20 protein-coding genes and 2 pseudogenes are annotated in these 24,389 nt (G+C 68.2%); 20 read left to right on the plus strand and 2 right to left on the minus strand.

What is annotated here, in order from left to right; translation table 11 throughout:
• The first annotated feature begins 812 nt into the window (after nucleotides 1–812).
• The 6 genes and pseudogenes from ACFC1X_RS06070 to ACFC1X_RS06095 form a co-directional block, all read left to right on the plus strand.
• Nucleotides 813–8,537 carry a DNRLRE domain-containing protein gene (locus ACFC1X_RS06070; RefSeq protein ID WP_376349782.1) on the plus strand — a complete coding sequence of 2,575 codons (7,725 nt, stop codon included), beginning with the start codon at nucleotides 813–815 and terminating at the stop codon, nucleotides 8,535–8,537.
• Between the two features lie 148 nt (nucleotides 8,538–8,685).
• The gene (locus ACFC1X_RS06075; RefSeq protein ID WP_376349158.1) at nucleotides 8,686–9,678 is read left to right on the plus strand and encodes a hypothetical protein; all 993 of its coding nucleotides are present in this window, start codon (nucleotides 8,686–8,688) and stop codon (nucleotides 9,676–9,678) included.
• Nucleotides 9,679–9,763: 85 nt separating this feature from the next.
• Entirely contained in the window at nucleotides 9,764–11,146 is a 1,383-nt protein-coding gene (locus ACFC1X_RS06080) for an SMI1/KNR4 family protein (RefSeq protein ID WP_376349160.1), read from the plus strand.
• Between the two features lie 98 nt (nucleotides 11,147–11,244).
• The gene (locus ACFC1X_RS06085; protein ID WP_376349784.1) at nucleotides 11,245–11,841 is read left to right on the plus strand and encodes a DUF6461 domain-containing protein; all 597 of its coding nucleotides are present in this window, start codon (nucleotides 11,245–11,247) and stop codon (nucleotides 11,839–11,841) included.
• A gap of 81 nt (nucleotides 11,842–11,922) precedes the next feature.
• Nucleotides 11,923–12,459 (plus strand): hypothetical protein, encoded by a 537-nt coding sequence (locus tag ACFC1X_RS06090; protein ID WP_376349162.1) that lies wholly within the window; start codon nucleotides 11,923–11,925, stop codon nucleotides 12,457–12,459.
• Nucleotides 12,460–12,531: 72 nt separating this feature from the next.
• Nucleotides 12,532–12,699 (plus strand): annotated as a pseudogene (locus ACFC1X_RS06095) (IS5/IS1182 family transposase); the annotation flags it as partial.
• A 29-nt stretch (nucleotides 12,700–12,728) separates the two neighbouring features.
• On the opposite strand, the gene ACFC1X_RS06100 reads toward ACFC1X_RS06095, so the two are convergent.
• Together ACFC1X_RS06100 and ACFC1X_RS06105 are read right to left on the minus strand one after the other, a co-directional pair.
• Nucleotides 12,729–13,253, minus strand: a complete 525-nt coding sequence (locus ACFC1X_RS06100; RefSeq protein WP_376349164.1) for an SMI1/KNR4 family protein — start codon at nucleotides 13,251–13,253, stop codon at nucleotides 12,729–12,731.
• Between the two features lie 53 nt (nucleotides 13,254–13,306).
• Nucleotides 13,307–13,465, minus strand: coding sequence for a hypothetical protein (locus tag ACFC1X_RS06105; RefSeq protein WP_376349166.1), 159 nt, complete (start codon nucleotides 13,463–13,465; stop codon nucleotides 13,307–13,309).
• A gap of 586 nt (nucleotides 13,466–14,051) precedes the next feature.
• Between ACFC1X_RS06105 and ACFC1X_RS06110 the strand changes: the two genes are divergently transcribed.
• The 14 genes and pseudogenes from ACFC1X_RS06110 to ACFC1X_RS06175 all read left to right on the plus strand — a co-directional run bounded on the left by ACFC1X_RS06110 (nucleotide 14,052) and on the right by ACFC1X_RS06175 (nucleotide 24,361).
• Entirely contained in the window at nucleotides 14,052–14,180 is a 129-nt protein-coding gene (locus tag ACFC1X_RS06110) for a hypothetical protein (RefSeq protein ID WP_376349168.1), read from the plus strand.
• A gap of 106 nt (nucleotides 14,181–14,286) precedes the next feature.
• Nucleotides 14,287–14,490 carry a hypothetical protein gene (locus ACFC1X_RS06115; protein ID WP_376349170.1) on the plus strand — a complete coding sequence of 68 codons (204 nt, stop codon included), beginning with the start codon at nucleotides 14,287–14,289 and terminating at the stop codon, nucleotides 14,488–14,490.
• A 444-nt stretch (nucleotides 14,491–14,934) separates the two neighbouring features.
• A complete protein-coding gene (locus ACFC1X_RS06120) occupies nucleotides 14,935–15,750 on the plus strand; it encodes a DUF3152 domain-containing protein (protein ID WP_376349171.1) in 816 nt (271 codons plus the stop codon).
• Between the two features lie 181 nt (nucleotides 15,751–15,931).
• A complete protein-coding gene (locus ACFC1X_RS06125) occupies nucleotides 15,932–16,384 on the plus strand; it encodes a hypothetical protein (RefSeq protein WP_376349173.1) in 453 nt (150 codons plus the stop codon).
• Nucleotides 16,385–16,476: 92 nt separating this feature from the next.
• Complete coding sequence (locus ACFC1X_RS06130; protein ID WP_376349175.1) at nucleotides 16,477–17,040, plus strand: RNA polymerase sigma factor; 564 nt, start codon at nucleotides 16,477–16,479, stop codon at nucleotides 17,038–17,040.
• A gap of 2 nt (nucleotides 17,041–17,042) precedes the next feature.
• The gene (locus ACFC1X_RS06135; RefSeq protein ID WP_376349177.1) at nucleotides 17,043–17,810 is read left to right on the plus strand and encodes a hypothetical protein; all 768 of its coding nucleotides are present in this window, start codon (nucleotides 17,043–17,045) and stop codon (nucleotides 17,808–17,810) included.
• Nucleotides 17,811–17,871: 61 nt separating this feature from the next.
• Nucleotides 17,872–18,266: pseudogene (locus ACFC1X_RS06140) on the plus strand (transposase); the annotation flags it as partial.
• Between the two features lie 768 nt (nucleotides 18,267–19,034).
• On the plus strand, nucleotides 19,035–19,925 hold the full coding sequence (locus ACFC1X_RS06145; protein WP_376349178.1) for a hypothetical protein: 891 nt from the start codon (nucleotides 19,035–19,037) through the stop codon (nucleotides 19,923–19,925).
• A gap of 107 nt (nucleotides 19,926–20,032) precedes the next feature.
• Nucleotides 20,033–20,467, plus strand: coding sequence for a DUF6409 family protein (locus ACFC1X_RS06150; RefSeq protein WP_376349179.1), 435 nt, complete (start codon nucleotides 20,033–20,035; stop codon nucleotides 20,465–20,467).
• 308 nt (nucleotides 20,468–20,775) lie between these two features.
• A complete protein-coding gene (locus ACFC1X_RS06155; RefSeq protein ID WP_376349181.1) occupies nucleotides 20,776–22,170 on the plus strand; it encodes a DUF3560 domain-containing protein in 1,395 nt (464 codons plus the stop codon).
• A 72-nt stretch (nucleotides 22,171–22,242) separates the two neighbouring features.
• Nucleotides 22,243–22,893: a hypothetical protein gene (locus tag ACFC1X_RS06160; protein ID WP_376349183.1), complete on the plus strand. Its 651-nt coding sequence runs from the start codon at nucleotides 22,243–22,245 to the stop codon at nucleotides 22,891–22,893.
• Between the two features lie 66 nt (nucleotides 22,894–22,959).
• Nucleotides 22,960–23,313, plus strand: a complete 354-nt coding sequence (locus tag ACFC1X_RS06165) for a DUF6197 family protein (protein ID WP_376349185.1) — start codon at nucleotides 22,960–22,962, stop codon at nucleotides 23,311–23,313.
• A 44-nt stretch (nucleotides 23,314–23,357) separates the two neighbouring features.
• Entirely contained in the window at nucleotides 23,358–23,756 is a 399-nt protein-coding gene (locus ACFC1X_RS06170; RefSeq protein ID WP_376349187.1) for a DUF6181 family protein, read from the plus strand.
• A complete protein-coding gene (locus ACFC1X_RS06175; protein WP_376349189.1) occupies nucleotides 23,753–24,361 on the plus strand; it encodes a DUF6349 family protein in 609 nt (202 codons plus the stop codon). Before ACFC1X_RS06170 ends, ACFC1X_RS06175 begins: the two co-directional genes overlap by 4 nt.
• The last annotated feature ends 28 nt before the right edge of the window (nucleotides 24,362–24,389 follow it).

Raw genomic sequence — 24,389 nt, forward strand, 5'->3', positions numbered from 1 at the left:
ACCACGGAATAGCCGACCGGCAGAAGCTGGCCAGGGGAAAGAACGATCCGAAGGCGAAGCGGGTCAAGGAGCTGACCTCCCGCCGGACGCCCACGGCACGCTTCTGGCAGCTCTCCGACGGCCGCGTCGAGGCCGAGCTGTCGGCCGCGCCAACCTCGTACCGGGACACGGCCTCCAAGACCTGGAAGAACATCGACACCCGGGTCGCGGAGACCAAGGCCAAGGGTTTCGAGTTCGCCAACACGGCCAACACCGGCCGCAGCTGGTTCGGGTCCGACCCGGACCGGCTGCTCCGTTTCGAGGCTGGTGACGGCGGCCGGTCGGTCACGCTCGGGCTGGAGGGCGCGGGCGCCCGCCTCAAGCCGGAGGCGAAGGGCGCCACCGTCACCTACAAGGGTGCGGCGAACGGCGCGGACCTCTCGTACCAGGTCGGTCCCGGCCGGGTGAAGGAGAACATCACCCTCGCCGAACGGCCCGCCGGCCCGGTGAAGTACACCTTCACCCTGGACACGGAGGGCCTGACCCCGAAGGCCCGCAAGGACGGCTCGATCGCGTTCTTCGGCGAACTGCCGAACACTCCGGTGCTGGTCATCCCGGCGCCGTACATGACCGACGCGAAGAAGTCGGCCTCGTCGCCGTACGGGTACGAGTACAGCGCCGCCGTCACCCAGAAGCTCTCCCGCGACGGCGACGGCTGGAAGCTCACCGTCACGCCGGACGCGAAGTGGCTGGCGGCGAAGGAGCGCCAGTACCCGGTCGTCATCGACCCGACCATCACCATCGCGCCCTCGCCGTCCGGTTCGCAGGACACGATGGTCCTGTCCGACCAGCCGGGCGTGAACTTCAACTCCGCCTGGAACCTGTCCACGGGCAAGACCTCCAGCACGGCCCAGGCTCGTTCGCTGCTGAAGTTCCCGCTGGACGAGATCCCGGCCGGCGTGAAGGTCGACGGGGCGCGGCTGGGCGTCTACTTCGACCAGTCGCACACCACCAACGGCAACGATGTGACGATGGAGGCCCACCGCGCCACCGGCGCGTGGGACGAGTCGACGGCGACCTGGTCCAACACCTCAGGACTGTTGGGCGAGCTGTCCGGCACCAGCGTCCAGGCCGACGACGGCGACTCGGGTACGACGGCGGCCACCGGCACCTGGCCTGCCTCCGGCTCGACGCTGACCCAGTACGCGATCGGCCAGGACTACCACTACAACAAGGACGCCGTCGCCGGGGACAAGTACACCTGGCAGCCGAAGGTCACCGACACAGCCTCCTACCGCGTCGACGTGCACTACGTCGCGGCCACCGACCGGGCGACGAACGCCCCGTACACGGTGACCCACCGGGACGGCACCCAGACCTTCACCGTCGACCAGAGCGCCGGCACCAACGGCGTGTGGACCTCGCTGAACGGCGGCACACAGCTGCCGTTCGACAAGGGCACGATCGGCAAGATCGTCCTCGGCGACGGACCGGCCTCCGCCTCGACCTCCGTCATCGCGGACGCCGTCCGCCTGGTGAACCCGGCCCAGATCGTCAAGAACAAGGGCGAGTACAACCAGTGGCACGAGTTCCCGGTCGCCGACACGGTGCAGAAGTGGGTCGACGGCACCGCGAACCACGGCTTCATCCTGAAGGCGAAGGACGAGTCGTCCACGGGGCCGCTCGGCGGTCCCCGCTACGAGGCCGGTGACGGCTACTACGGCGGCGAGACCTCAAGCATTCCGCGGCTGACCGTCACCTGGGGCCGCGTCGGCACCGCGCTCGACTCGCCGACCGTCGTGCACTCCACAGGCCCCGAGCTGCACTGGCCGGCGTACAAGAACACCGCCGGGGACACGGGTGCGGACATCGTCGAGTACCAGCTGCACCGCTCCACGCAGCAGGACTTCACGCCCTCCGCGGCGACACTGATCGCGCCGATCGACAAGGCGACCACCGCGTACACCGACACCACCGCGGTGCCCACCCCCGACTCGTCGTCCAGCGAGATCGGGAAGTCGTACTACTACCAGATCGCTGTCAAGACCGAGGATGGCGATCTGCTCGGATCGCCGACCCGCGTCGTGGGCATCCCCAAGGCCGGCCGGACGATGGAGATCATCCAGGGCAGCCAGGGCGGCGTCACCGACACCACCCTCTCCTCCGCCCAACCGACCACCAACCAGGACACCATCCAGTCCTGGGACGTCGGCCAGAAGTGGCTGAGCGTCGGCAACAACTCCGGCACCTACGGCAAGACCCGTGCCGTGCTGAAATTCCCCACCAGCGACATCCCGGCCACCGCCACGGTGCTCGACAACCGGATGTACATGTGGGGCGCCGAGACCACCACGGGCAGCACCGGAGCGATCTACGAACTCCACGCTCTGACACGAGACTTCGCGGAGACCGGCGCCACCTGGAACAACGCCACCCCCACCACCCCTTGGACCAGCCCGGGCGGTGACATGAACGCCGCCGTCTCCGACACCGTGGCGGACATGGCGGACGTCGGCCGGCACTGGTGGGACGCCACCAGCCTGATGCAGAGCTGGGTGAAGAACCCGGCCGGCAACAAGGGCGTCGCGGTCAAGCTGAAGGACGAGTCCACCACCGGCCCGCAGGAGCGCAGCCTGTTCCTGTCGGCGGAGGCCGCCGACCCGCAGCTGCGCCCGTACATGCAGGTCATCTACGTCGACTCGACCACCTCCTCGACGTACTACGCCCCCACCACCCCGTCCCGGATGACCCCGAACTCCACCTACACGGTGGACTTCACGGTCACCAACACCACGTCCTCGGCGTGGGCAGCGGGCGAGCGGGAGCTGTCCTACACCTGGAAGCTCCCCGACGGCACGGACGTCACCACCGGCGGCAACCAGCTGGAGACCCCGATCCCGGCCCTGCTGCCGGGCAAGTCGGCCACCATCCAGGCCCAGGTCGCCACCCCGATCAACTCGGACTCCGGCAACAAGCGCAACGAGTACGTCCTCGGCTGGGACGTCCGCAAGATCTCCGACGGCAGCTGGCTGTCGGCGGGCACGGGCGGCATCCCGGCGCTGAAGCAGAACGTGGCGGTCGAGGACCCGACCTCCAACCAGCTCGGCCTGGAGAAGTTCTACTCGTACACGGGCAAAAACACCGGCGCCGGCTCGACGGTCATGAACAACCTGTCGTCGGGCAACAGCGTCTGGTCGTACAACGCGTTCACGAACCCGGGACGAGGGCTCACCACCTTCGCCCGGTTCGCGTACAACTCACAGGACACCTCGGACACGGTTGCCGGTCACGGCTGGTCGTTCCAGGCTTCCGGCCCGATCCGGCTGGGCGCGCCCCTGGACTTCCACCCGAATCCGAACCCGACGGAGATCCGACTTCCGGACGGTGACGGCACATCTCACGTCTTCCGTAAGCAGGAGGACGGCACCTGGAAGGCCCCGGCGGGTGTCCACTACCAGGTCACGATGAAGCCGGGCCTGGACTGCAAGCCGACCAAGGACCCGGTCCCGGACGCCTGGACGCTGACCCGCCCGGACGGCACCCGCTTCCTCTTCGGCTGCGACGGCTACATGACGTCGACCGTCGACAAGAACGGCAACACCCAGACGTTCACCTACGAGGAGCGCAAGTCCAACAACAAGCCGACCAAGTTCCTGAAGTACATCACGGACCCGGCCGGCCGCACGTCGCTCACTGTCGAGTACTACAAGAAGGGTGACGCGTCCTACGAGTACATCGACGACTCGGGCGCCAAGGTCACGGACTCGAACCTGACCAACTCCAAGATCTACGACCACGTGAAGTCCATGACGGACATCTCGGGCCGCAAGATCGCCTTCTACTACACGGACAAGGGCCTGCTGGGCCAGTTCACCGACGGCCTGGGCTCCAGCCAGCCCAAGGACTTCACGTTCACCTACGACGCCACGCAGGGGAACAAGAACGTCAAGCTCGTCAAGGCCACCGACCCGCGCGGCAACGGCACGGGCCTGGCGTACTACGCGCCGCAGGCCGGTGACGACCCGAAGTACCACTGGTGGACGAAGACGATCACTGACCGTCTTCAGGGCACCACCGGCTTCGCCTACGCCGTGAACGCCACGAATCCCAAGTTCACCGACACCAGGGTCACCGACTCCGAGTCGCACGCCACCGACTACGTGGCGGACGACTTCGGCCGCCCGGTCCAGACGACCAACGCCAAGTCGGAGACCACGCGGATGTCGTGGGACGCTGACAACAACGTCACCTACCTGGAAGAGGACAACGGGGCCAAGACCGCCTACTGCTACGACCAGAAGACCGGCTACCCGCTCTGGTCACGCGACGCGGAGAACAACAAGGCGGGCGTCCCATCTGCCGCCGACTGCGCTCCGGGCGTCTACCCCGCTAACTCCTCGCAGTACACGTACCAGACCCGCGCCGACGGCTTCGCCGCCGATCTGGCCACCAAGACCTCACCCGAGGGCCGCAAGTGGCAGTTCGGCTATGACGCCTTCGGCAACCTCAAGACGGTCACCGACCCCAAGGGCGTCGCCACCACGACGGCGGGTGACTACACGACGTCGTACGACTACGACACCCACGGCCAGATGACCAAGGCGACCGACGCCAACGGCAGCCCGACGACGAACAGCGACTTCGGCCCCACCGGTTACCCGGCCACGATCACCGACGCGCTGAACAAGTCCACGTCGTTCGTGTACGACGAGCGCGGCCAGGTCACCGAGGTCACCAACGCCCTGGGCAAGAAGACCACGCAGACGTACGACACCTTCGGGCGCCCGAAGGAGAACTCGGTTCCGAAGGACCAGGACGCGGGTGTGCTCATCACCACCCCGGCTCCCGTGTACGACGCCAACGACAACGTCATCAAGTCCACGGCGCCGAACGGTGCGGTCTCGACCGCGGTGTACGACGTCGCGGATCAGCTCAGCTCGGCGACGGCGCCCAAGGACACGGCGATCTCGGCCGAGCGGAGGACGTCCTACACCTATGACAAGGTCGGCAACCTCGAGACCGTCACGGAGCCGAAGGGCGCGCTGACGACATCGGACGCGACCGACTACGTCACCACGAATCACTACGACGAGATCTACCAGCTCACCTCGGTGGTCAACTCCGCGGGCGACCGGATCTCCTACTCGTTCGACAACGTCGGCAACACGGTGCGGGTCGTCGACCCGAAGAAGAACGCGACCGCCGACACGACCGACTACACGTCCAAGATCGCGTACGACCTGAATCACCGGGTCACCACCTTCACGGACGCGGCCGGCAAGGTCACCTCGCGGACCTACGACAAGGACTCGCTGGTCCTCACGTCCACGGACGCCGCGAACAGCACCACGACCTTCGCCTATGACGAACGGGGCAAGCAGACCGAGGTCAAGGCTCCGTACGACGGGGTGAAGTTCCGCACCACCAAGTACGAGTACGACCAGGTCGGCAACACCACCAAGGTGATCTCGCCGCGGGGTGCTGCGACGGCCACCGCGGACGACTTCACCACGCGTACCGAGTACGACGCGCTGAACCGTCCGGTCAAGCAGTTCCAGCCGTATGACCCGGCAGACGCCCGCTACAACGACCCGAACGTCTACACCGAGACGGTCTACGACGCGGTGGGCCAGGTGGAGCGGCAGTCGCTGCCGCCGTCGGAGGGCCAGACCGTCCGCAACGACACGGTCTTCGAGTACTTCGACAACGGCTGGCCGCGGAAGTCCACCGACCCGTGGGACATCACCACGACGTACGACTACACCGAGCTCGGGCAGCAGAAGGCCCGCACGCTTACGTCGGCGGGTGGTTCCTCGGACCGCACCATGACCCAGTCGTACTACCCCGACGGCAAGCTCAAGTCCAAGTCGGACGACGGCGTGCCGGTGGGCAAGTCGGTCGTGCTCGTCGACAACTCCGACATCCAGAACAGCTCCGCCACGGGAACCTGGACGAAGGGAGACATCGCCAGCCAGCAGGGCTACGACCACCGGACCCACGCGGCGGGCACGGGCACCGACGCCTTCACCTGGACGCTCAACATCCCCAAGGACGGCACGTACACGGCGTACGTGAAGTACCCGCGGGTCACGGGCGCTGCGACGGCGGCGAAGTACACGCTGTCGCAGGGGGCGACGACTCAGCCCTCCGTCACCAAGGACCAGACGGTTGGCACTGGCACCTGGGTGGCGCTGGGCTCCTTCAGCCTGAAGCAAGGCAATGACGCTCAGCTCAAGTTGGAGCAGAGCGGTTCAGGTGTCGTGGTCGCCGACGCGGTCAAGCTGGTGCGGGACGCGTCCGGTGACACGGACAACGAAAAGAAGTCCTTCGTCTACGCCTACGACGTCAACGGCAACCTGAACTCGATCGACGACACCTCGTCGGGTGCGAAGATCGACGCCTACACGATCACCTACACCGGCCTCAACCAGGTCGAGAAGGTGACCGAGGCCCTCGCCGGCCAGGAAAAGAAGGTCACGTCGTACACCTACGACGCGAACGGCCAGGCGGACACGGTCACGCACCCCGACCAGTACGCCAAGTACACCTACGACCTGCGTGAGCTGGTCAAGACGATCTCGATCGGTAAGTCCGCCACGGACGCGTCCCCGAAGGTGTCGTCGTTCACGTTCACCGACCGCGGCCAGCGGCTCAAGGAGACCAAGGCCAACGGCAACACCGTCGACTACACCTACTTCCTCAGCGGTGAGGTGAAGTCGACCACGGAGAAGAAGGGCTCCGGAACTCTCGTCTCCTCACACACCTACGCCTATGACCTCAATGGGAACAAGGCACAGGACGCGGCGAAGAAGATGAACGCCGACAACCACGCGGCGTACCTCGACTCCACCACGGCCTTCACCTACGACCCCGTCAACCGGCTCGCCAAGTCGGTCAAGACGGGCACTGGGGCGGGTACGGACACCTACGTCCACGACGACAACGCCAACGTCGTCCGGCAGACGGTCAAGGACGTCACCACCGACTACGTGTACGACCGGAACCGGCTGCTCAGGGCCACTACCAGCGGCTCGACGGCGACCTACAACTACGACCCGTTCGGCCGCCAGCAGTCGGTGACGAGCGGCGGACAGGTCATCTCCCGGAACGTGTACGACGGCTTCGACCACGTCGTGGAGTCCCAGAAGCTGGACGGGACGGGCGCGATGAAGTCGACAAAGTACACCTTCGACCCGCTCGACCGCACCGCCTCGAAGACGGCCGACGGCAAGACGACGGACTTCAACTACCTCGGCCTGTCCGGCGAGGTGCTGAGCGAGGAAGTCGCCGGCCAGCTCACCAAGTCCTACCAGTACAGCCCGTGGGGCGAGCGCCTTTCCCAGGTCAAGCACAACACCGACGGCACCAGCGAAGACGGCTTCTACGGCTACAACTCGCACACGGACGTCGAGACCCTGACCGACAAGAACGGCGACACCAAGGCCACGTACGGCTACACGGCCTACGGTTCCGACGACAAGTCGGAGTTCACGGGCATCGACAAGCCGGACGCGGCGGACCCCACGAAGCAGGAGTACAACCCCTACCGGTTCAACGCGAAGCGCTGGGACGCCAAGTCGGGCACGTACGACATGGGCTTCCGGGACTACGATCCGGGTCTCAACCGCTTCACGACCCGGGACATGTACAACGGCGCTCTCGCCGACATGAGCCTCGGCGCCGACCCGTTCACCGGTAACCGCTACGCGTTCACCGGCGGCAACCCGGTGAGTAACGTCGAGATCGACGGTCACTGGTTCGCGATTCCTGCGGTCGCCTACTGGGTGGCGGGGGCCCTGGGGCTGTCTCTCTACGCGGCTACACCGGAGGGCCAGGACAACCTCAACGACGCCGCCATGGCGTTGAGCCAGATGATGCCGTCCGCGGAGGACGTCGGGTCCAGCTCGTCCAGCGGGACGCGGAATGCGTCCACGCCGTCGCCTTCGCCTGGACCGGCTCCCGCGCCGTCCGGGGGCGGGGGCGGGGGCGGCTCGAGCGGCCCCAAGGGAACGGTCACAGGAGCGGCCATTTCGACGCTGGTCCGGATCTGGGCAGGCACGTCTGGGCAGTCCAGCCCGGACAAGTCGCTTCAGCGCAAACTGGTCGACCGGGCCGGCGAGGAGAACAAGAAGTGCCAGGACTCCACCGGTCCGAGCACGGTGTGGAACTCTCCGGTGGACGGACAGGGCCGGGCCACGGGCGGGTTCGCCTGTCTCGATCCAGCCGCGCCTGCAACCAGGGACAACCGGGAGCCTCAGGACCCGGTCGGCTGGTCGCTGCAGGGGAGCGCCGACGAATGGAACCGTGCTCATCTCATTGCCCGTGAATTCGGCGGGAGTTCCCGTAGAGAGAACATCGTCCCCACGACGAAGTACGCGAATCAGACCGCGATGCGAGCTGTCGAGTACGAGATCGAGAGGCGTCTCAAGTCAGGCGATCGGGTCTACTATCAGTCGGTCCCGATCTATGTTCCCAACCGGACGAACCCGATTGGAGTGCATATGTACGTGTCGAGCTCTTCGGGGACATTCTCGCGGCTGATAAGCTCAGGAGTTTGAGTCTCCTGAGGGACTGATCCGCCACAGTTGAGGCGGTGGGGTGAGCGGCCGCCCACCCCACCGCCGCCGGCGATGTCGTACACGGCGAGACCCGTTCCTCGCCGAAGGAGCGGTCCGGATGCGGACCGAGGATCAGAGAGGAAGAAGCATGCATCACGTCGACGTCATCCGACTGCTCGGTCTCGATGCCCCGGCTCCTCCGCCGGAAGGCAGCGGGCACGGGGAAGTGATCCCCGCCGACTTCGAACTGCTGGTTCAGGCGGTGCAGAAGGGGGTGATTGCGGGCTCCGTGGTCCCCACGCGGCCTCACCTACCAGTGCGTTCGCTGGAGGAATTCACCAAGGACGCCGCGCCGCGCATCGCGGCCATGAAGGAGTCCCTGCGAACCCGCGGACAGGAGGTTTCGCTGTCCTTCTTCCCACACCCCGGCGGTCTGGTCCCGTGGGGCCGCACCGCACGTGATGGTGTGCTGATGTGGAACACCACCGACCCGGACACCAAGAACTGGACGACCGTTCTCACCGAATCGGATTTCCAGGTCTGGGTGGACCTTCCATGCTCCGCATCCGAATTCATCGTGCGGGCTCTTCTCGGGCGCGCCGGAGGAGTTCCCGATTTCGAGACCGATGAGCAGTTCGAATCGGGCTCCTACTGGGATGTCTACGACGACATGCGTGAGACGGCCATGACCCTGGCGAAGCAGGATATCGGAGCAGTGGAACACATCGTCACGATGGTCCGGAGTATCGGTGTTCCGGGCATCCGGCAGTATGCGGAAGTGCTTGTGGACCGGGCTGCGAGCGAGTCGTGCGACAGGCTTCCGGAGGACTACGTGGCGGTCATGAAGGAATTCCCCGGCGGGGTCATCGCGGGGGTGCGGGTGTTTCCCGTCGTGCAGACTGGCGGCGACAGTGCAGCGAGCCGGGCGGCCCCGGCTCTGCGCCGGCTGACCGAGAATCAGCGGTTCCTGCAGTGGGGAGAGGTGGAGGGCCGAGCGGCCGGTTGGCTCACTGCCAAGGATGATCCTCAGGACTGGCGCGTCGGCTACATCGAGCTGGACGGCTCCGCTCTCATCTGCTCGGAGGACGAGACCTTTGCCACCTTCCTGCAACGCCGACTGCGGGGCAACACACGCGACTGAGCCGCGCCCGTTCGACCCGCCGGGATCGGCGGCCTTGCCTGATGCGCACGTTCCTGGCGATCAACCGAACAACCGGAGGACACCGATGCCCTGGAGGCATGACTTCGCGACCTGGGAGCCGTTGCTGCGGCTCGTGCAGTCCTCCAACCCCGAGCAGCTTGCCGTGCCGGGAGGCTATGTGACGGGCCAGATCGGGCACGGCGGTTGGAGTGTGCCCGTGCAGCAGCCTCTCCCCCTGCCGGGACGGGCCGCCCAGGTCGAGGACATGCAGGACGAGTTCACCGCAGTGGAGCGCGTGCAGAGCGCGCTCAAGGCCGACGGCGTGGACGACGTCTCTTTCATGGTGGAGAGCGCACCGGACGGGAAGACTGTGCTCAGCGTGTTCGACGCGGGTCCGGCCGTGGAGCCGGGCTTCGTCAGCCCATACCTGGGTGCGCTGCTCCTGGTCGAGGGCGCCGTCCCCGAGCCCTGGCGCCGCCTTCCCGATCCGGCGCCCGCCACGGGGCCGTCGCCGTCGGTGGATCTGGCGCTGCTGGAGCGGGCCCTTCGCGAGCGGATGCCCGACGCCATCGGAGCGACCGAGGCAGAGATCGCCGAAGCGGAGGCACGCCTCGGCATCGCGCTGCCCGAGGAGCTCAAGGTGCTCTACCGGGTGACACATGGGCGGTGGGAGGTCGGGGAGGGCGCCTACGAGGCGATGGAGCGCATCGCCGACGCGGTCGGCTGCGAGCTCTTCGCGCTGGACCGGCTGTATGTCGCGGATGTGAAGTCCCGTCCCTGCCCCTGGCGGTTCGCGGCGATGGACGCGGTCGCCACGGCTCCGGACGCGGCGGTGCAGGATCTGGTCGGCTCTCCCGGCTGGATAGTCTTCGGCGACAGCGGTGGAGGCGACCGGGTGGCGGTCGATCTGACACCGGGGCCGCGCGGGCACGTCGGACAGATCATCATGGTCGACCACGAGCGGAACATCGGTGCCGAACTTCGCGCCCACTCCCTGACCGACATGGTGGTGAACCGCCGCAACGACTGGTACTCGGGACGTGCCTGGGACCATCCGCCGGTGGTGGCCAGGGTGAATGTCCGAAGCCTGAACAGCGTGGAGGCCGCCGCGCACCCCGATCTGGAGGTGCTCGGGATCGGCGTATGGGAGGGCGAGCCGCTTAGCCTCGAGCCGGTCGGCGGTCTGCCCCGCCTGCGGGCCCTCAGTGCCTACCCGGGTACGCTCGCCGACCCCGTGGAGATTGCCCGGCTGGCCGGCCTTGAGTACTTGGAGCTCGGGCCCGAGGAATGGCGCGTCCTCCTTGACGCCGACGCCGTCCCGCGAGGGCTTTCGGCCGCCGCCATCGAGGTGCAGGGCGAACGGCATCCGCTCCCGATTGTGGCGCTCGCCAACGAACTCCTCGCTCTGTGGGGCCGCCCGCTGATCACCAGGACCGTCCTCGAAGGCCGCCTGGGCACCGAGGGCTAGCCAGTGCGCCGCCCCGGCCGGTCGATCACCTGTCGGCCAACGGGGTCCGTAGGGTAACTCCTCGCTGACCCGTTCTCGTGTTTCATTCCGAGGTGATCATGGCAGGTACTGGTGGAGAGTTCTCCTGGATTTTCGAACTGGAGGAGGACTACATCGTCCCGACAATTTCCCTCATCGAGGCAGTCGACCGTGACGATGTGATCCGGCGCTTGGGTGGAGATTCGGCTGCGACGCGGAGCCTGACGGCTCTGGAGGCGCTGGAGTTGGCCGACGATTCTGAATTCGTGGGTGTAGGGCAAACGGGAAGTATTGCTTACACAATCGAAAGCATCGGATACGTCGCAGCGGTTCCCGGGGTTGTACGTGACTTGTCGCGAGGTGGCCGATGTTTCAGCGTGCGTTTCGATGTGAATGGAGCCGATAGTGTCCACTATGCGGTCGACGGCGACCTGGTCGTGTACGAAGAGTACGACGGGCCAGTGAATGCGCTTCGCGCTGATGACCCTCGTTGGAGGGTCTCCTGGTGTGACGGGCTTCTCGATGCGGAGGGCCGGTGGGGTGCGAAAATCCTTGCTCTTGCGGAGAGGGTCATGGGAATTCCGGTTCGGCGGTCGTGGTTCAGCGAGCCCTTGATGACGGTCGCACTCCCGTCCGCTTCACGGTACGTGGGCACATCGTACTGGGACATCCCCTGATGGGGGTTGATCGGGTAATTTGGAAAGAAGCCCTGACCAAGAGGCAATAGGTTCGGTTCGTAAGTCGCGCGGAGGGTGCAAATGGAGTGGGTTGATCGTCTGGTGGCGGTGACGGGTGGGAGCGCCGAGCCCGGCGACCCCGACTGGTCCGGCACCGAAAGTGCCCTGGGCACTCCTCTGCCGGCTGACTTCAAGGAATTGCGCCGCCGTTTCGCGCCATGGGGTGCCTTCAGTGACCATGTTCTGGTGCTGGAGGCGCAAGGAGACACGGAATCGCTTCTCTTGAATCACGAGTCGCTGCTCAGGTCCGTGCGCGGCAACCCCGAAAACCGGCGGGTTTTCGAATCGTTCGGGGTTCTCGGGGCGGACGCTGAGCACAAGGGAAGCGGTCTTGTCCAGTGGGGTTATTCCTTCATCGAGGAGGAGTACTACTGGCTGGCCGACACCTCTCAGGAGCCGTCGAGCTGGCCCGTGGTGGCGCGAGCGGATCCGCTGGAGCCCTTCCAGCGTTTCGGCATGACCGCCTCGGAGTTCGTCTACCGGGTGCTCACGGAGGAGCATTTCTCCCCATTCAGCGTTGCGGCGACGGTCGGGACGCCGTACTACCGAGCCTTCTGAGCGGTCCGGCATCGACGGAATATGCTCCGGCACAACGGCAAAGGCAAATGGATCCCGTCGAAGATCTGAAGAATCTGCTCGGGGAGCCGCGCTTCATGTCGTCCGCCCCGGCATGTTCTGCGGATCGGGCTGAGCGTGGTCAAACGCAGCGACGACACGATGGGCTTCACGGTGCTGCCGAAGAGGTGGCTGGTCGAGCCAACGTTCGCGTGGCTGATGCGCTCACGCCGACTCGCCCGGCGAACACGCTGATTCCACCCTATTCAGGTTCAGGACAGGGGTTCGTAGAACGGACGGTCAGGCGCGAGGTTGCGCGAACACACCGTCACGTCCTCACCTCTGAGATACGCCAGCAGCCATTCACTGAACGTCATCTCATGGAGAGTCCAGGCCGGACTGTCAAGCTCCTGAACCAGGATACGCCAGGGCGACGAGGGTCCATCTGGAACACGAAGGAAAACCCATTCTCCCGTCGTGGACGACGCCACCGGCATCAACTCCCCGGGACCCGCTCCTGCCGGACTGGGCAGGAACTCCGCCATGTCCTCCTCTCGCCACATCTCGAGATCCCCCCTGATGGTTTCTCTTAGGCTGTGCAGAAGATGGCCGGAGGGGTGCTCCAGGTACAGCTGCCCGTTGATCTCGATCGAGCCGTAGGCGTTCACTATCTCGCGGAAGTCGGCAGGGAATTCGATGCCGAACTCCCGCTCCATCTCGATCCATGGCGCCGGATCCGACCAGTTGAACCAGGGCTCACCCAACAGGGCCTTGACCTCCGAAAACGTTGCCACCACCGAGCCCTTCTCCCAGGTTCCGGGCGTCCCGGCCGGAACCCCGCCCCGGTAGCCTACGAGCCACCGAGCTGCCCGGCGACCATAATGGCCCCCGGGCGCTCCTCGGCCAGCCAGCCTCGCGCGACCAGGCGCTTCGCCTTCGACCGCACCCCCTCGACCTTCGCGGGGACCGTGTCCAGCCCGAGCGCCACTGCCAGCTGCCGACAGCCCATTGTCTCCCCACCCCCCCCGGTCCCGCCAGCCAGGACATCCACGAGGCGGCGGTAGTCCGGCGCAAGCACACCGACATCGGGGCCGTCTCTCCACACCGGCACGACCGATCCCGGCACAGCCGCAGCGGTCCGCACCCGCCGCTCGCTTGCCACGCCGGCGGCACCTCATTGCCTCCGCGCGCCTCAGTTAGGACCAGTCCGACCGTCTCCCGGGCGATCACGAACCGCTCCCACACGGCTTCCGCCCCGCGCAGCTCGGCCTGAAGAGCTTTCACCCGCTGCCGAGCGGCACGCTCGCGCTCCTGCAACAGCCCCACTACAGACGGCATCCCGACACCTCCACTGCACAGACGACATGGCACTTCGTTTCTGCCGCCGGCGTCACGGCTCTATGCCTCACCAGCGGGAACACACCCGCCACTCTCGGAAAGACAACGGCTTCTAGCCCGGCTTCTGTCAAGGCCCGCCGGCCCGTGCGTCGGGCCGTGAAGCGTCTCAAGGCTCATGCTGCTCCGAAGGAATGGAGCAGGAGCGTGGGTACTCGTTGCGAATGCGCCGCGTTCATGTCCGAGAGGTGGAGAAAGGGGTGGATCACCTGGAGCAGGGATTCGCCGGGCACTTGGACAACGAGCGGTATCAGGAGGAGGTCAACTCGGGGGTGCTGTGCAGCCTCGGCGAGGACTGGCAGATGGTGAAACGTCCTCCTCACGGGTGATGAGGACTCCCCGCCGACGGGGGCCGAGTCCCTGCCGGTCCCCGGAAGGGAACACGTCGCGCCCCTGGGCGAGCACGACGACCTGCTGCTCCAGAGCCTCGAGAGGGTGAGGGCCGCGTACGAGTTCCTCGACGGCGTCGACGACCAGGACCTGCTCCGCCGGCACCGGTCCCGACTGGACGGCAGGGCGGTCGGCACGGCGCCGGACTGGATGGTCGAGGGCTTTGTGGGGCACATCGGCGTACCTCGCCAGCTCTACCGGAGGGCCGCCGCCGCGAACGCGGCCGTGGCCAAGCGGGTCTACGCCTGATGCGCAGCGGGAAGCGCTGATTACCCGGGACGTCGTCGAAGGTTGGCTCGGCGAGTGGAGTGCCGGGTGGGTACCGGGTAGGGGAGGCCGGCGCGGATGTGCGGAGCGCGTTGCAGGTTGCGAGGAATGCCCCGTTAGTCCGTTGGTTTGACCGTCGTCTGTTTGTGCGACTAAAGCTTTCCTGGTCAGGGTGGGCGCGTCGGTTCACGCCGGGCGGGGGACATGAGATCGCCGGGCGCCTGGGGCCGTCCGGGCCACCTGTATTCATCGGCCCGCCGCACCGCACAGTGCCGCGCAGCGCCGTTCAGCCAGGGGGGATGGTGTGCCGTGGGTCGGCAAGCACCGCGTCGGCGCAGATTGGTCCCATCCGGCGGTGGCGGCCGAAGACGCCGCGCGCGTGCCGGCAGCCGCAGACAAGCGGGCAACCGCGGTGCCGCACGCGGGGTGGCCACCGGCGCATTCCTCTGCGCCATGCTGGGCGGGGGAGCAGCCGTCGCGCACTGGCAGGACACGCAGGCCGAGTCGGTGGCCGAGGACACCGCCACCCCCCTGACGGCCCGGCCGGGCTCTTCCGGCAGCGCGTCCCCGAGCAGCAGTCCCAGCCCGTCCCTCAAGAGCAGTCCGTCCCCGAAGGCCGCTGCTTCCACGTCGCCGTCACCGTCGTCCTCCCCGGAGGACGACACCATCGACGTTCCAGCCACCGGCCCCGGTACGTTCACGATGGCCCGCACCGACGGGGCGGCTATCGGCAGCGGAAGCCGGGTGGTGCGCTACATGGTGATGGTCGAGGACGGCATCGACATCCGGGCTGCTGACGCCGCCGCCGAGGTTTCCTCGATCCTCGCTGACGAGCGGGGCTGGATCCGCAGCGGTACGCACTCGTTCCGGCTGGTGAGCTCCGGGTCCTACGACCTGGCGGTGAAGATCGCCACGCCCGGCACGGTCGACCGGATCTGCGGGGCCGCCGGTCTCCTGACCAGGGGCGAGGTGAACTGCCGGGTAGGGGAGAACGTGGTCGTCAACCTCAAGCGCTGGGTGCTGGGTTCGCCGGAGTTCGACGGGCCGATCGGCGACTACCGCGCGCTGATCATCAACCACGAGGTCGGCCACGGCATTGGCCGGGGCCACGAGACCTGCCCGGGGCCGGGCGAGCCCGCCCCGGCGATGATGCAGCAGATCAAGGGCCTGAAGGGTTGCGTCGCCAACGCATGGCCCTACAACCGGTCCGGCGCGTACCTGGGCGGCCCAGCGGTCCCGTGACCCGCGGACACGGCGCCGGCCGAGTCGGCCGGTTGCGTGTCCGTTCCACGCGCGACAATGGACCGGTTAATGGGCTGGTCGAGCCGTCGGCGCGCCGTCGGGCGAGCCGGGAGCGGGCGGAGTGACTGGTGTCACATCCGGTGCCCGTGATGTACGCCCCGAGCAGGTCGCTGGGATCTATATGGATCTGGACTTCGAAGAGTTGCCGGGCGCGTCCGGCATGCGCGCATACGTGAACGCGGTCGTGGGCGGCCTGGCGGCCCGCAGTCGGCTTCCTTTCGACTATTCCGTCGCCAGCCTGCGCCTCGTCGACTTCATCATCGACGGAGCGCGACGCGGCAGTTCCGGCCGTGTGGTGCGGCCGATCGCTCTCCTGCAGAACCTCGGTGCGTACACCGGTGAGGTCATCGTCCGCAGGGGCGGCGCGCAGTGGGTGGATCTGAGCCCTCAGCAGCGGGAGTTGTTCGGGCAGCCCGTCGGCGTCCGGATGCCTGACGGGCGGGTGTGGAATCCACTGGGGAAGGTGGTCAACCGCTTCGAGACCGGCGGGCCCGAGGAGTCGGTCCAGCGGCTCTATCTGATGCTGCACGGCCGTCGGACCGTCACGACGGCCCGAAGATCCTGCCCCGTGTGACGTTTCCGTGACGGTGTACGCAGATCTCAAGGGGGCTCGCCCTGCGACACGGGGCACGGTGTGCGGTGCCGAGGCAGCACAAAGAGGGAAGCGTGGGGGAGTACGACGCGGAGCTGGGCGCGGCTGTCGAGCGCGCGCAGCGCGGCGACGAGGACGCGTTCGCAACGGCATACCGACTCGTGCAGCCGGGGCTCCTCGGCTACCTGCGCGGGCTGGTCGGCGACGAGGCCGAGGACGTGGCCGGGGAGGCGTGGCTGGAGATCGCCCGCGACATCGGCCGGTTCCGCGGCGACGGCGCGGGGTTCCGAGGCTGGACGGTGACCATCGCCCGGCACCGGGCACTGGACCACCTGCGAAGACAACGACGGCGCCCGCGGATCTCGGTGATCGAGGCGGACGTGCTTCAGGTGCCGGACGTGAAGGACACCGAATCGGCGGTGTTGGAGACCCTCTCCACCCGTCAGGCGCTGGACCTGATCGGCGGCCTTCCGCGCGATCAGGCAGAGGCCGTACTGCTACGGGTCGTCGTGGGTCTGGACGGCGTCTCGGCCGCGCGCGTGCTAGGCAAGCGCCCGGGCGCAGTACGATCCGCAGCACACCGCGGACTCAAGAGGCTGGCGGGACGAGTCGCAGCGATGAACCGCCGCGAAGGATGAGCATGGCACCGGAACGGGAAGACCCGACAACCCCAGAATTGACCGCACTCCTGAAGTCGGCGGCCCGCGGCGGTGAACTCGACCCCGCGGCGCATGAGCAGGCGCTCAGGGCTTTCCGTGCTGCGCGGGACGACGGCAGCCTGTTCGATCGTGCCGCGGACGTGCGGCCCCAGGACGACTGGCGGGCTGCCGAACGGCGCCCTCTCGCGGCCGGTCCCTTCCGCATGCCCTCGCTCAAGGTGCTGCTCGCGGCGGCGGTCGCCGCCGTCGCTCTGGGAGGCGTGGCTGTCGCGGCAGGGACAGGGGTGATTCCCTCGCCCTTCGAGCGCGGCGGTGGCGCGCGGCAGGACGCGCCCACGACACAGCAGCCCAGTGACCCACCGTCCCGGACTACACCGGAGGGTCAGCTGCCCGTACCACCACATCCGGATCCGTCGGTGGGCCGCTCGCGACACCCGGGGCCGGAGCCCGATGCCGAGCACGCTGACACCCGCGCCCATTGCAAGGTGTACCTGCGTGCAGTGGAACGTAACGGCATCGCGCCTCGCGGCCGGTCCATGGAGCGCCTGGAGGAGAAAGCCGGCGGCGCGGCTGAGGTCGCCGCTTACTGTGCCCGGCTGACGGGAGACACGGCCAAGCCAACAGGGCCGGAGAAGGGCAAGTCTGCGGATGCCGCGAAGAAGAACGAAGGAGCGCCGGGGCAGTCGCTTGACAACGGGTCGCAGCAGGACAGCCAGGCGCCGAAGAAGGTTGAGGGCAAAGAGGAATGACGGTACCTGGCCGAGCAGCGCGGACGACAAGCCCGGCCGGCCCCGGATATGAAGGACGACCGGGGTCGCCACCCCACACGGCACGCAGGACCTCCCGTGCCGGGCTTCCTGGGACGCCGACGCGGTGCGAGACGACATTGTTGCGTGATTGGCCGACGAGGCGGCGGTGCCGGTCGTCGACGAGACCGGGGAGGTGAAGAAGGGCCGCCAGACGGGGGGCCTCCAACGGCAGTACACCGGCACCGCCAAGCGAATCGAGAGCTCCCAGGTCGCCGTCCGTCTTGTCTACGCCGGTACCCGCGGACACGCCGCGCTGGACCGGGATTTGTACATCCCACGCTCGTGGACGACAGACCCTACCCGCTGTACGGCGGCCGGCCTCGACGACGAGCGCACCTTCCAGAGCAGGCCACTGCGATGATCGAGCGGTTCGTTGACGCCGGGCCCTGGGCCGGTTGAGCGGCCGGAGACGAGGTCTACGGCTCCAACCCCAAGGTGTAGGCCGCGCTTCAGGCACGGGCATCGAGAGACGATTCCTGACGACGATCTGCACCGTGCCCAAGACGAGTGGCACGCCACCTACCGGCAGCTCGCCGCGTACCCGTGCACCGCACTCCGCAGAAGGCTGACCCATCTGTCGTCGGCCGTGTTGTTTCATCCGCAACGGCAAGGCCAGCGGTCAGCAGGCTGGGCGGCATTGCACTGCGCACGCCGGGGTCGACCTACCTCTTGACCTGCCTAGGGTCTGGAGCGCCCGCGGTCGACGACCGTGGGTGCCGGCCATCCAAGAACAGCCTCCGGCGGGTCCTCCTCGGAGGGGGTGGGGGCTGGTTGGTCGGGTGCCGCGCCGTTGTGGTGCGGGTGGGGGAGGCGGAGTTCCCTCCTCGGCTGGACACCCGGGGGGCGTACCAGGAACCCGGGCACGGTGTCCAGGCCGGGCCGCTGCGCGGTCGCTGCGCGAGCCAGGACACCGCGCCCGGAACCTTGATACGGCGGAGCTGTCCGACCGAGGAGGGAACCCCGCCCAGGCCCGTTGTGGCCGAGCCCGGCCGGGCGGGTGCGGGCAAGTAGCTGAAAAGGGCAGGTCGCTTCCCCTATGCGGGTTGACCCTACCCCTAGAACATGGTTTAATTAGTGATGCCGGAAGGGGGAGGGCAACCCCCCGACCAGCATTGCGGGGCCAGCTGGCCCCGCAAGTCGATCTCTCATCAGGAGGACCGCGACATGTCCCGTAAGCCGAAGATGACCGACGAAGAGCGCCGGGCCTACAGCGCCAAGATGCGCGGTGAACTCGAAGCCGTCATGGATCGCGCGTACGGCGCGATGGTCGCAAGGGAAGAATTCTGGGCCACCGTCATGCGCACGGCCGCGAAGCTGACCCACCCGGACCGCGACGACCGCAGCCCCGCCAATTGCATCGCCGTCGCCGCCCAGTGCCCGCACGCCACTCACGTACTCAGCTCCGGAGACTGGCGAAAGGTCGGGCGCTTCCCGGTCAAGGGGTCCACCTCCCTCCGTATCTGGACGCCGATCAAGCGGCGGCCCGACGGTGGCAAGGAGGCCACGGCCGCAGTCGCCGGCGGCGGGCAGCGAGGGGCCGCCGGTGAGGCCGCCGAGGGCGAGGTGCGCAAGGTGTCCGGCTTCAAGGCCGGGCCGGTTTTCGACATCAGCCAGACCGACGGCGATGCCTACGAGCCGCCCGCCGCCGCCCCGCTCGCCGCCGAGGTCATCCGCGATGTCCTGGTGAACCAGTACCGCGACCAGTACCGCGAGGACCCCGAGCAGGCCGGAGGGTTCGACTTCACCCAGGAAGCCCCAGACAGCGCCATCCGTATCCTCCTGTACGGCCACGCGTGGCGGCGCATCGCCGAGGCGGACGCCCCCCTTCCCGGCCAGCACGCCGCCGAAGTCGCCTCAGCCGCCCACGTTGCCGCGCTCATCCTGAACATCGATCCGGGGCCCGCCGTCATGCCGCCGCTCGCGGGCATCATCACCCAGGACAAGAAGCCCCCGATTCACGAGTCCGCCGTACGGACCATCGAGACCGGCCGCGCCATCGTCCGCGCCGTCACGATGGCCGCCGAGCGCCGCCGCGAACTTGCCATGACTGGTTGACCCAGACTCAAAAACATGGTTTAATTAATTGTGCCGGTAGGGGGAGGGCAACCCCCCTACCGACACCCCCGCCGGGGCCGACCGGCCCCGGCGGAACCTCTCACCAGATGGGACACGACATGCTCACCACCGACCAGAAGCCCACAGTCCAGGCCTTCCCCACCGCCACGCTCGTGATCGGCGGACCTTGGCACCGGGGCCATCAGCTCGACACTCGTCCGGCCGTCGTGGTCGGCCCGTTCGGCGGGCCGGAGTTCGCGGACGAGGCCACCATGTCCGTGGTCTGGTTCTTCACCCTCGGTGCCCCGCAGCCGGGCGACAGCGTCCAGGCGATGTTCCCGCACGAGCTGACCCCGCTGGACGACACGCTCACCACGATGCACGGCGACACCTTCCGCGACATCGTCCGCAGCCTGCGCCAAGGCCGGTTCGCCTACGACGACGGGGACGCGCTCCGCGCCGCCGTCCGCAAGGCATGGCGCGACCGGACCGGACTGGCCGACGCCGACCCGGCCGCCCGCCACACGCTCCACCGCAGCTGACACCAAGGCCCCACCGGTCCGGGGGAGGGCAACACGCCCGGACCGGCAGGCCCCCAGCACCCAAGCGGACACCGGCAGGACAGGTCCGGTGCGTTCACCGCCGCCGGCCGACTCCGCCGACCGACGACGAGCACCGGACCGCAGCGGACGCGCCCCGCGGGGGCGCGGCAGCCCCCTGTCGCCGCGCAGGCGCGACGACCCGCGAGCCGATCGTCCCTCACGGCCCGCGTCGGTGGTGCAGCGCCGCTGCCAGCACACGGTCCGCCCTGCGGCCGGACCACAATCTCTCACCAGAAAAGACCAGTTCAGTGACTATCGAGATCACCCACACCCGCCGTGAAGGAACCCTGATCGAGGGGACCAGCCGGGGCGACGGATCGGCCAAGATCCTGCGACTCCGCGAGTACGGTCGCACCCAGCGCCAGCCCTTCCGCTGGAGCAGGAACCTTGACTGCTGGTACCTCCCGCACAGCCGCGACCACGCCACCTACACGCCCTCGCTCCAACTCCTTCAGCAGCGCCTCCAGGGCGCAGGCTTCGAGGTCACGCTGACCATCGACAACGCCGACCGTCGCTCGTTCTCCGAGGCCGAGGAGGAGCGGGAGGAGAAGGCGGAGGGCCGGGCGGAGAGGTTCGGCGGGTACGCCGCCAGCGCGGCCCGGAACTCCGAGGCCGCGTGGAAGTCGAGTCACGAGATATCCGAGCGGTTCGCCTTCAGTCAGCCGATCCTCGTCGGCCACCACTCCGAGGGCCGGGCCCGCCGTGATCACGCGCGGATGGACGACGCGATGCGCAAGAGCATCGGCGACCGCGACCGCGCCGACCACTGGACCGGCCGGGCGCAGGCCGCTGCGAACTACGAGCGGTTCAAGAAGGACCCTGGGCGCACGCTCCGCCGTCTCAGCAAGTTGCGGGCCGACCTCCGCGCGGTCGGGAAGTGGCAGCGCGGCGAGTCCGCCAAGGGTCAGTCCCGCAACCCCGACGACCCCGAGCTGACGATCCGGCACGCGGAACTGACCGAAGAGATCGAGCACTGGGAGCAGATCATCAAGGACGCCGAGGCCGAAGGCGTCAAGGTCTGGTCGAAGGCCGACTTCACGCGTGGTGACTTCGTTCTCCACCGCGGAACCTGGTACGAGGCCCTGCGGGTCAACCCGAAGACGGTGACCATCCCGCACATCCACAACGGCGCCGACAAGCGCATCGTCCGTGCCACCGGCAACCGACACGACGACTGGACCTGGACCGTCCCGTACGACGACGTGTCCGGGCGCAAGAGCGCCGACGAGATGCGGCGAACGCACCAGGCCGAGGCCATCGAACACCAGGAGCGGGCCGAGCAGTCCCCGCCGATCGAGGAGCCGGTGCCGGCGGAGAAGCCGACCCCCGTGGCGGCCCCAGTCGCAGGTGCGAACTGGCAGGAGGGCATGGCGCTGGTGCTGATCGCCTCGAAGAACTCCAGCCGCTCCCGCAAGCGCGCCTTGTGGGCGATGACTCGCCGCGAGGCACAGGCCGTGTGCGGCGACCCCCGCACCTCCGGCCGCTCGTACATGCTCACTTGGACCGAGCGGCCCGGCACCGAGGGCGCCGACTGGGAATGGGTCCCGGACAACCGGAGCTTGGACCAGGTTCTTGCAGACCTGAGCATCACCCCGTGCCGTGATTGGACCGCCTCCCCGCAGGCCCCGGCCGAGGCCGCGTAACTACGCCCCCGCCCGCCCCGGCGGCCGAGCACGCCGGGGCGGGTCCCTCTCTCACCAGAACAGGGCGCCACCATGACCACGCAACTCCTCGAACGACCCGCGACCATCACCGTCCCCGACACCGAAGCGGGCAGGCTCATCGCCCCCGCGACCGAGGGCAGCACCACCGTCCCGACGTACCGCGTCGGCGCCCCCGACATCCAGCGCCGATACCCCGTGATCATCGGCGAAGACCAGGTCATCGGCCGCGCCTACAGGTGGCACCGGGATTGGCTCGTCCTCACCACCGAGGGCGAACGCAACCTCCGCCGCCCGCCGAAGGGAACCCCCGGCACCGACATGGCCGCCGCCCATCTCGCGGAGGAGTACGCCGCCGGTCGGATCGGCGCCCTCCCCCTGGACCGGGTGCTCGCCGAGGCCCCCACGCCGTCGTGCGGGCCGGTGCCTCTCCTGCACCCGCGGATGCCGGTCAACGATCGCAACATCGAGGGCGCGCTGATCGCGTTCGCGGGAATCACGGCCCACTATTGGCGGGCAGTTCTCACCGGGTTCCCCGGCAGTGATAACCACTGGTTCCTCAGCTGCGAATTGTGTGACTGGCAAGGCCCGAAGTTCTGGTCGCACCTGCGCGGGCGCAACGGAGAGCCGCCGAGCGCGCGCCGTCACAAGGGCGGGTGCATCGGAGAGGACAAGGTCCGCCGGTTGATCCCCGCCTACGACTAGCGGCCCGACCGAGGGGCGGCGGCAGCAGCGCGCCGCTGCCGCCCCCGCTTCCCGAGGGACAGCACCGTGCCGACCCGCCACACCCCGGAGAGCATCGTCATCGCGGACACCCCGGCCGAGATCCTGGAAAGGGCCGCCCGCCACATCGAACACGTCGGCATCCACCAGGGGACCCGGTTGTTCGCCGTTCCCGGCCGTACGGTCACGCTGCCGTGCTGGCCGTGCGGCGCCCTCGAAGTCGCCGCCGGCCACGGGCGGGGAGAAGCCGGCTGGACGTACGACTGGGACCGCATCAACGACGCCCGCGACCACGCGTTCGGCATCCTCGCGAAAACCTTCACCCCTCCGTCCGTCGAGGCCGTCGACGCCGCCCACACGTTCCGCACCGCCGCCGCCCGCGCCGAACACGCGCTGTTCTGACACCCGACGCCCACCAACATCCCGAGTCATCGAAGGCCGGCACGATGGACGAGACGACAGAATCCCGCAGCACCACCAGGACGCCGAGCCGCCGAGGAGCCGCCACCCCCAGCCGGGACGGCGTCCATCGGGTCAGCGTTCCCCTCCACCCCCGGCTCAGCGCGACCGAGCTGATCCGCGTACTCCTCGCGGCCCCGGGGGAAAACGACCTCTCCGCCCTCGACCCGGTACGCGTCCGGTCGCTCATCGCCGACGTGCTCACCCAGCACGGCTATGGCGTCCTCGACCGGTCCCCGTACTACCCGGAAGTCGACCGCCATCAGGACGCCCGCCGCGCGGTGCGCCGCGCGTACGCGCCGCGGTTCCTCGACGCCTCCGACGAACAGGCCGCACTGGCGGACCCGCTTCGCGAAGTCCTCGCGGCCGGAAGCAGGAAGTCGTGACCATCACCGTAGCCGAGCCGCCCGGAGCACGAGCACGGCAGAGCTACTACTGGCGAGTGCGCAACGCGCGGACACGCCACCGACCCGAGAACGCCGGGCAGGCGTGGCACATCCAGTCCGGACACCCCGGCGGCGCGTACTGCGACCTCGGCCATGAGCTGGGCCCGCCCGTACACCACGCCCCGACCCTGCTCTCCCGCAGTCGGCCGACCGGCCGCCGGCGGGACGAGCAGCAGTTCCGCGGCGGGTGTCTCGCGTGCGAGTGGCAAGGCCTCGTGCACTCCGGCGACGGGTTCGGGAGTGGTGACAACGAAGCGGTGGCGGACGCCCACGACCATGCGTTTCCCGGCTGGCGGACGCTGCCACCGATCACCACGGTCGAGGACCGGTGGGCCGTCCCGCGGAGCCGGAGCCGCTGGGCACAGCTCATTGCCCGGTACCCGGCGGAATGGATCGACCAGGGCGCCCCCGTCGTGACCTGGCGCCGACACCGCCGCGAAGCTCACGCCCCGCCGCACGCGGGACGTCCCCGCTACGAACTCCGCATCACCCGGCCACCGCACGGCCGGGGCCACCGCCCCGCGGGTCAAGGGGCCCTCTTCTGATGACCGCCGTCCTCCGGATCAGGGGCCC

It is taken from the genome of Streptomyces sp. NPDC056128, from assembly GCF_042263835.1.
Lineage (GTDB): Bacteria > Actinomycetota > Actinomycetes > Streptomycetales > Streptomycetaceae > Streptomyces.

Bases quoted from the DNA above. Each gene is read 5' to 3' on its own strand.
- ACFC1X_RS06085 (WP_376349784.1), top strand. From the start codon at position 11,245: ATGGCAGGTACTGGTGGAGAGTTCTCCTGGATTTTCGAACTGGAGGAG.
- ACFC1X_RS06075 (WP_376349158.1), top strand. From the start codon at position 8,686: ATGCATCACGTCGACGTCATCCGACTGCTCGGTCTCGATGCCCCGGCT.
- ACFC1X_RS06170 (WP_376349187.1), top strand. From the start codon at position 23,358: ATGGACGAGACGACAGAATCCCGCAGCACCACCAGGACGCCGAGCCGC.
- ACFC1X_RS06090 (WP_376349162.1), top strand. From the start codon at position 11,923: ATGGAGTGGGTTGATCGTCTGGTGGCGGTGACGGGTGGGAGCGCCGAG.
- ACFC1X_RS06070 (WP_376349782.1), top strand. From the start codon at position 813: ATGGTCCTGTCCGACCAGCCGGGCGTGAACTTCAACTCCGCCTGGAAC.
- ACFC1X_RS06125 (WP_376349173.1), top strand. From the start codon at position 15,932: ATGGATCTGGACTTCGAAGAGTTGCCGGGCGCGTCCGGCATGCGCGCA.
- ACFC1X_RS06145 (WP_376349178.1), top strand. From the start codon at position 19,035: ATGTCCCGTAAGCCGAAGATGACCGACGAAGAGCGCCGGGCCTACAGC.
- ACFC1X_RS06160 (WP_376349183.1), top strand. From the start codon at position 22,243: ATGACCACGCAACTCCTCGAACGACCCGCGACCATCACCGTCCCCGAC.
- ACFC1X_RS06080 (WP_376349160.1), top strand. From the start codon at position 9,764: ATGCCCTGGAGGCATGACTTCGCGACCTGGGAGCCGTTGCTGCGGCTC.
- ACFC1X_RS06135 (WP_376349177.1), top strand. From the start codon at position 17,043: ATGGCACCGGAACGGGAAGACCCGACAACCCCAGAATTGACCGCACTC.
- ACFC1X_RS06105 (WP_376349166.1), bottom strand. From the start codon at position 13,465: ATGGGCTGTCGGCAGCTGGCAGTGGCGCTCGGGCTGGACACGGTCCCC.
- ACFC1X_RS06150 (WP_376349179.1), top strand. From the start codon at position 20,033: ATGGGACACGACATGCTCACCACCGACCAGAAGCCCACAGTCCAGGCC.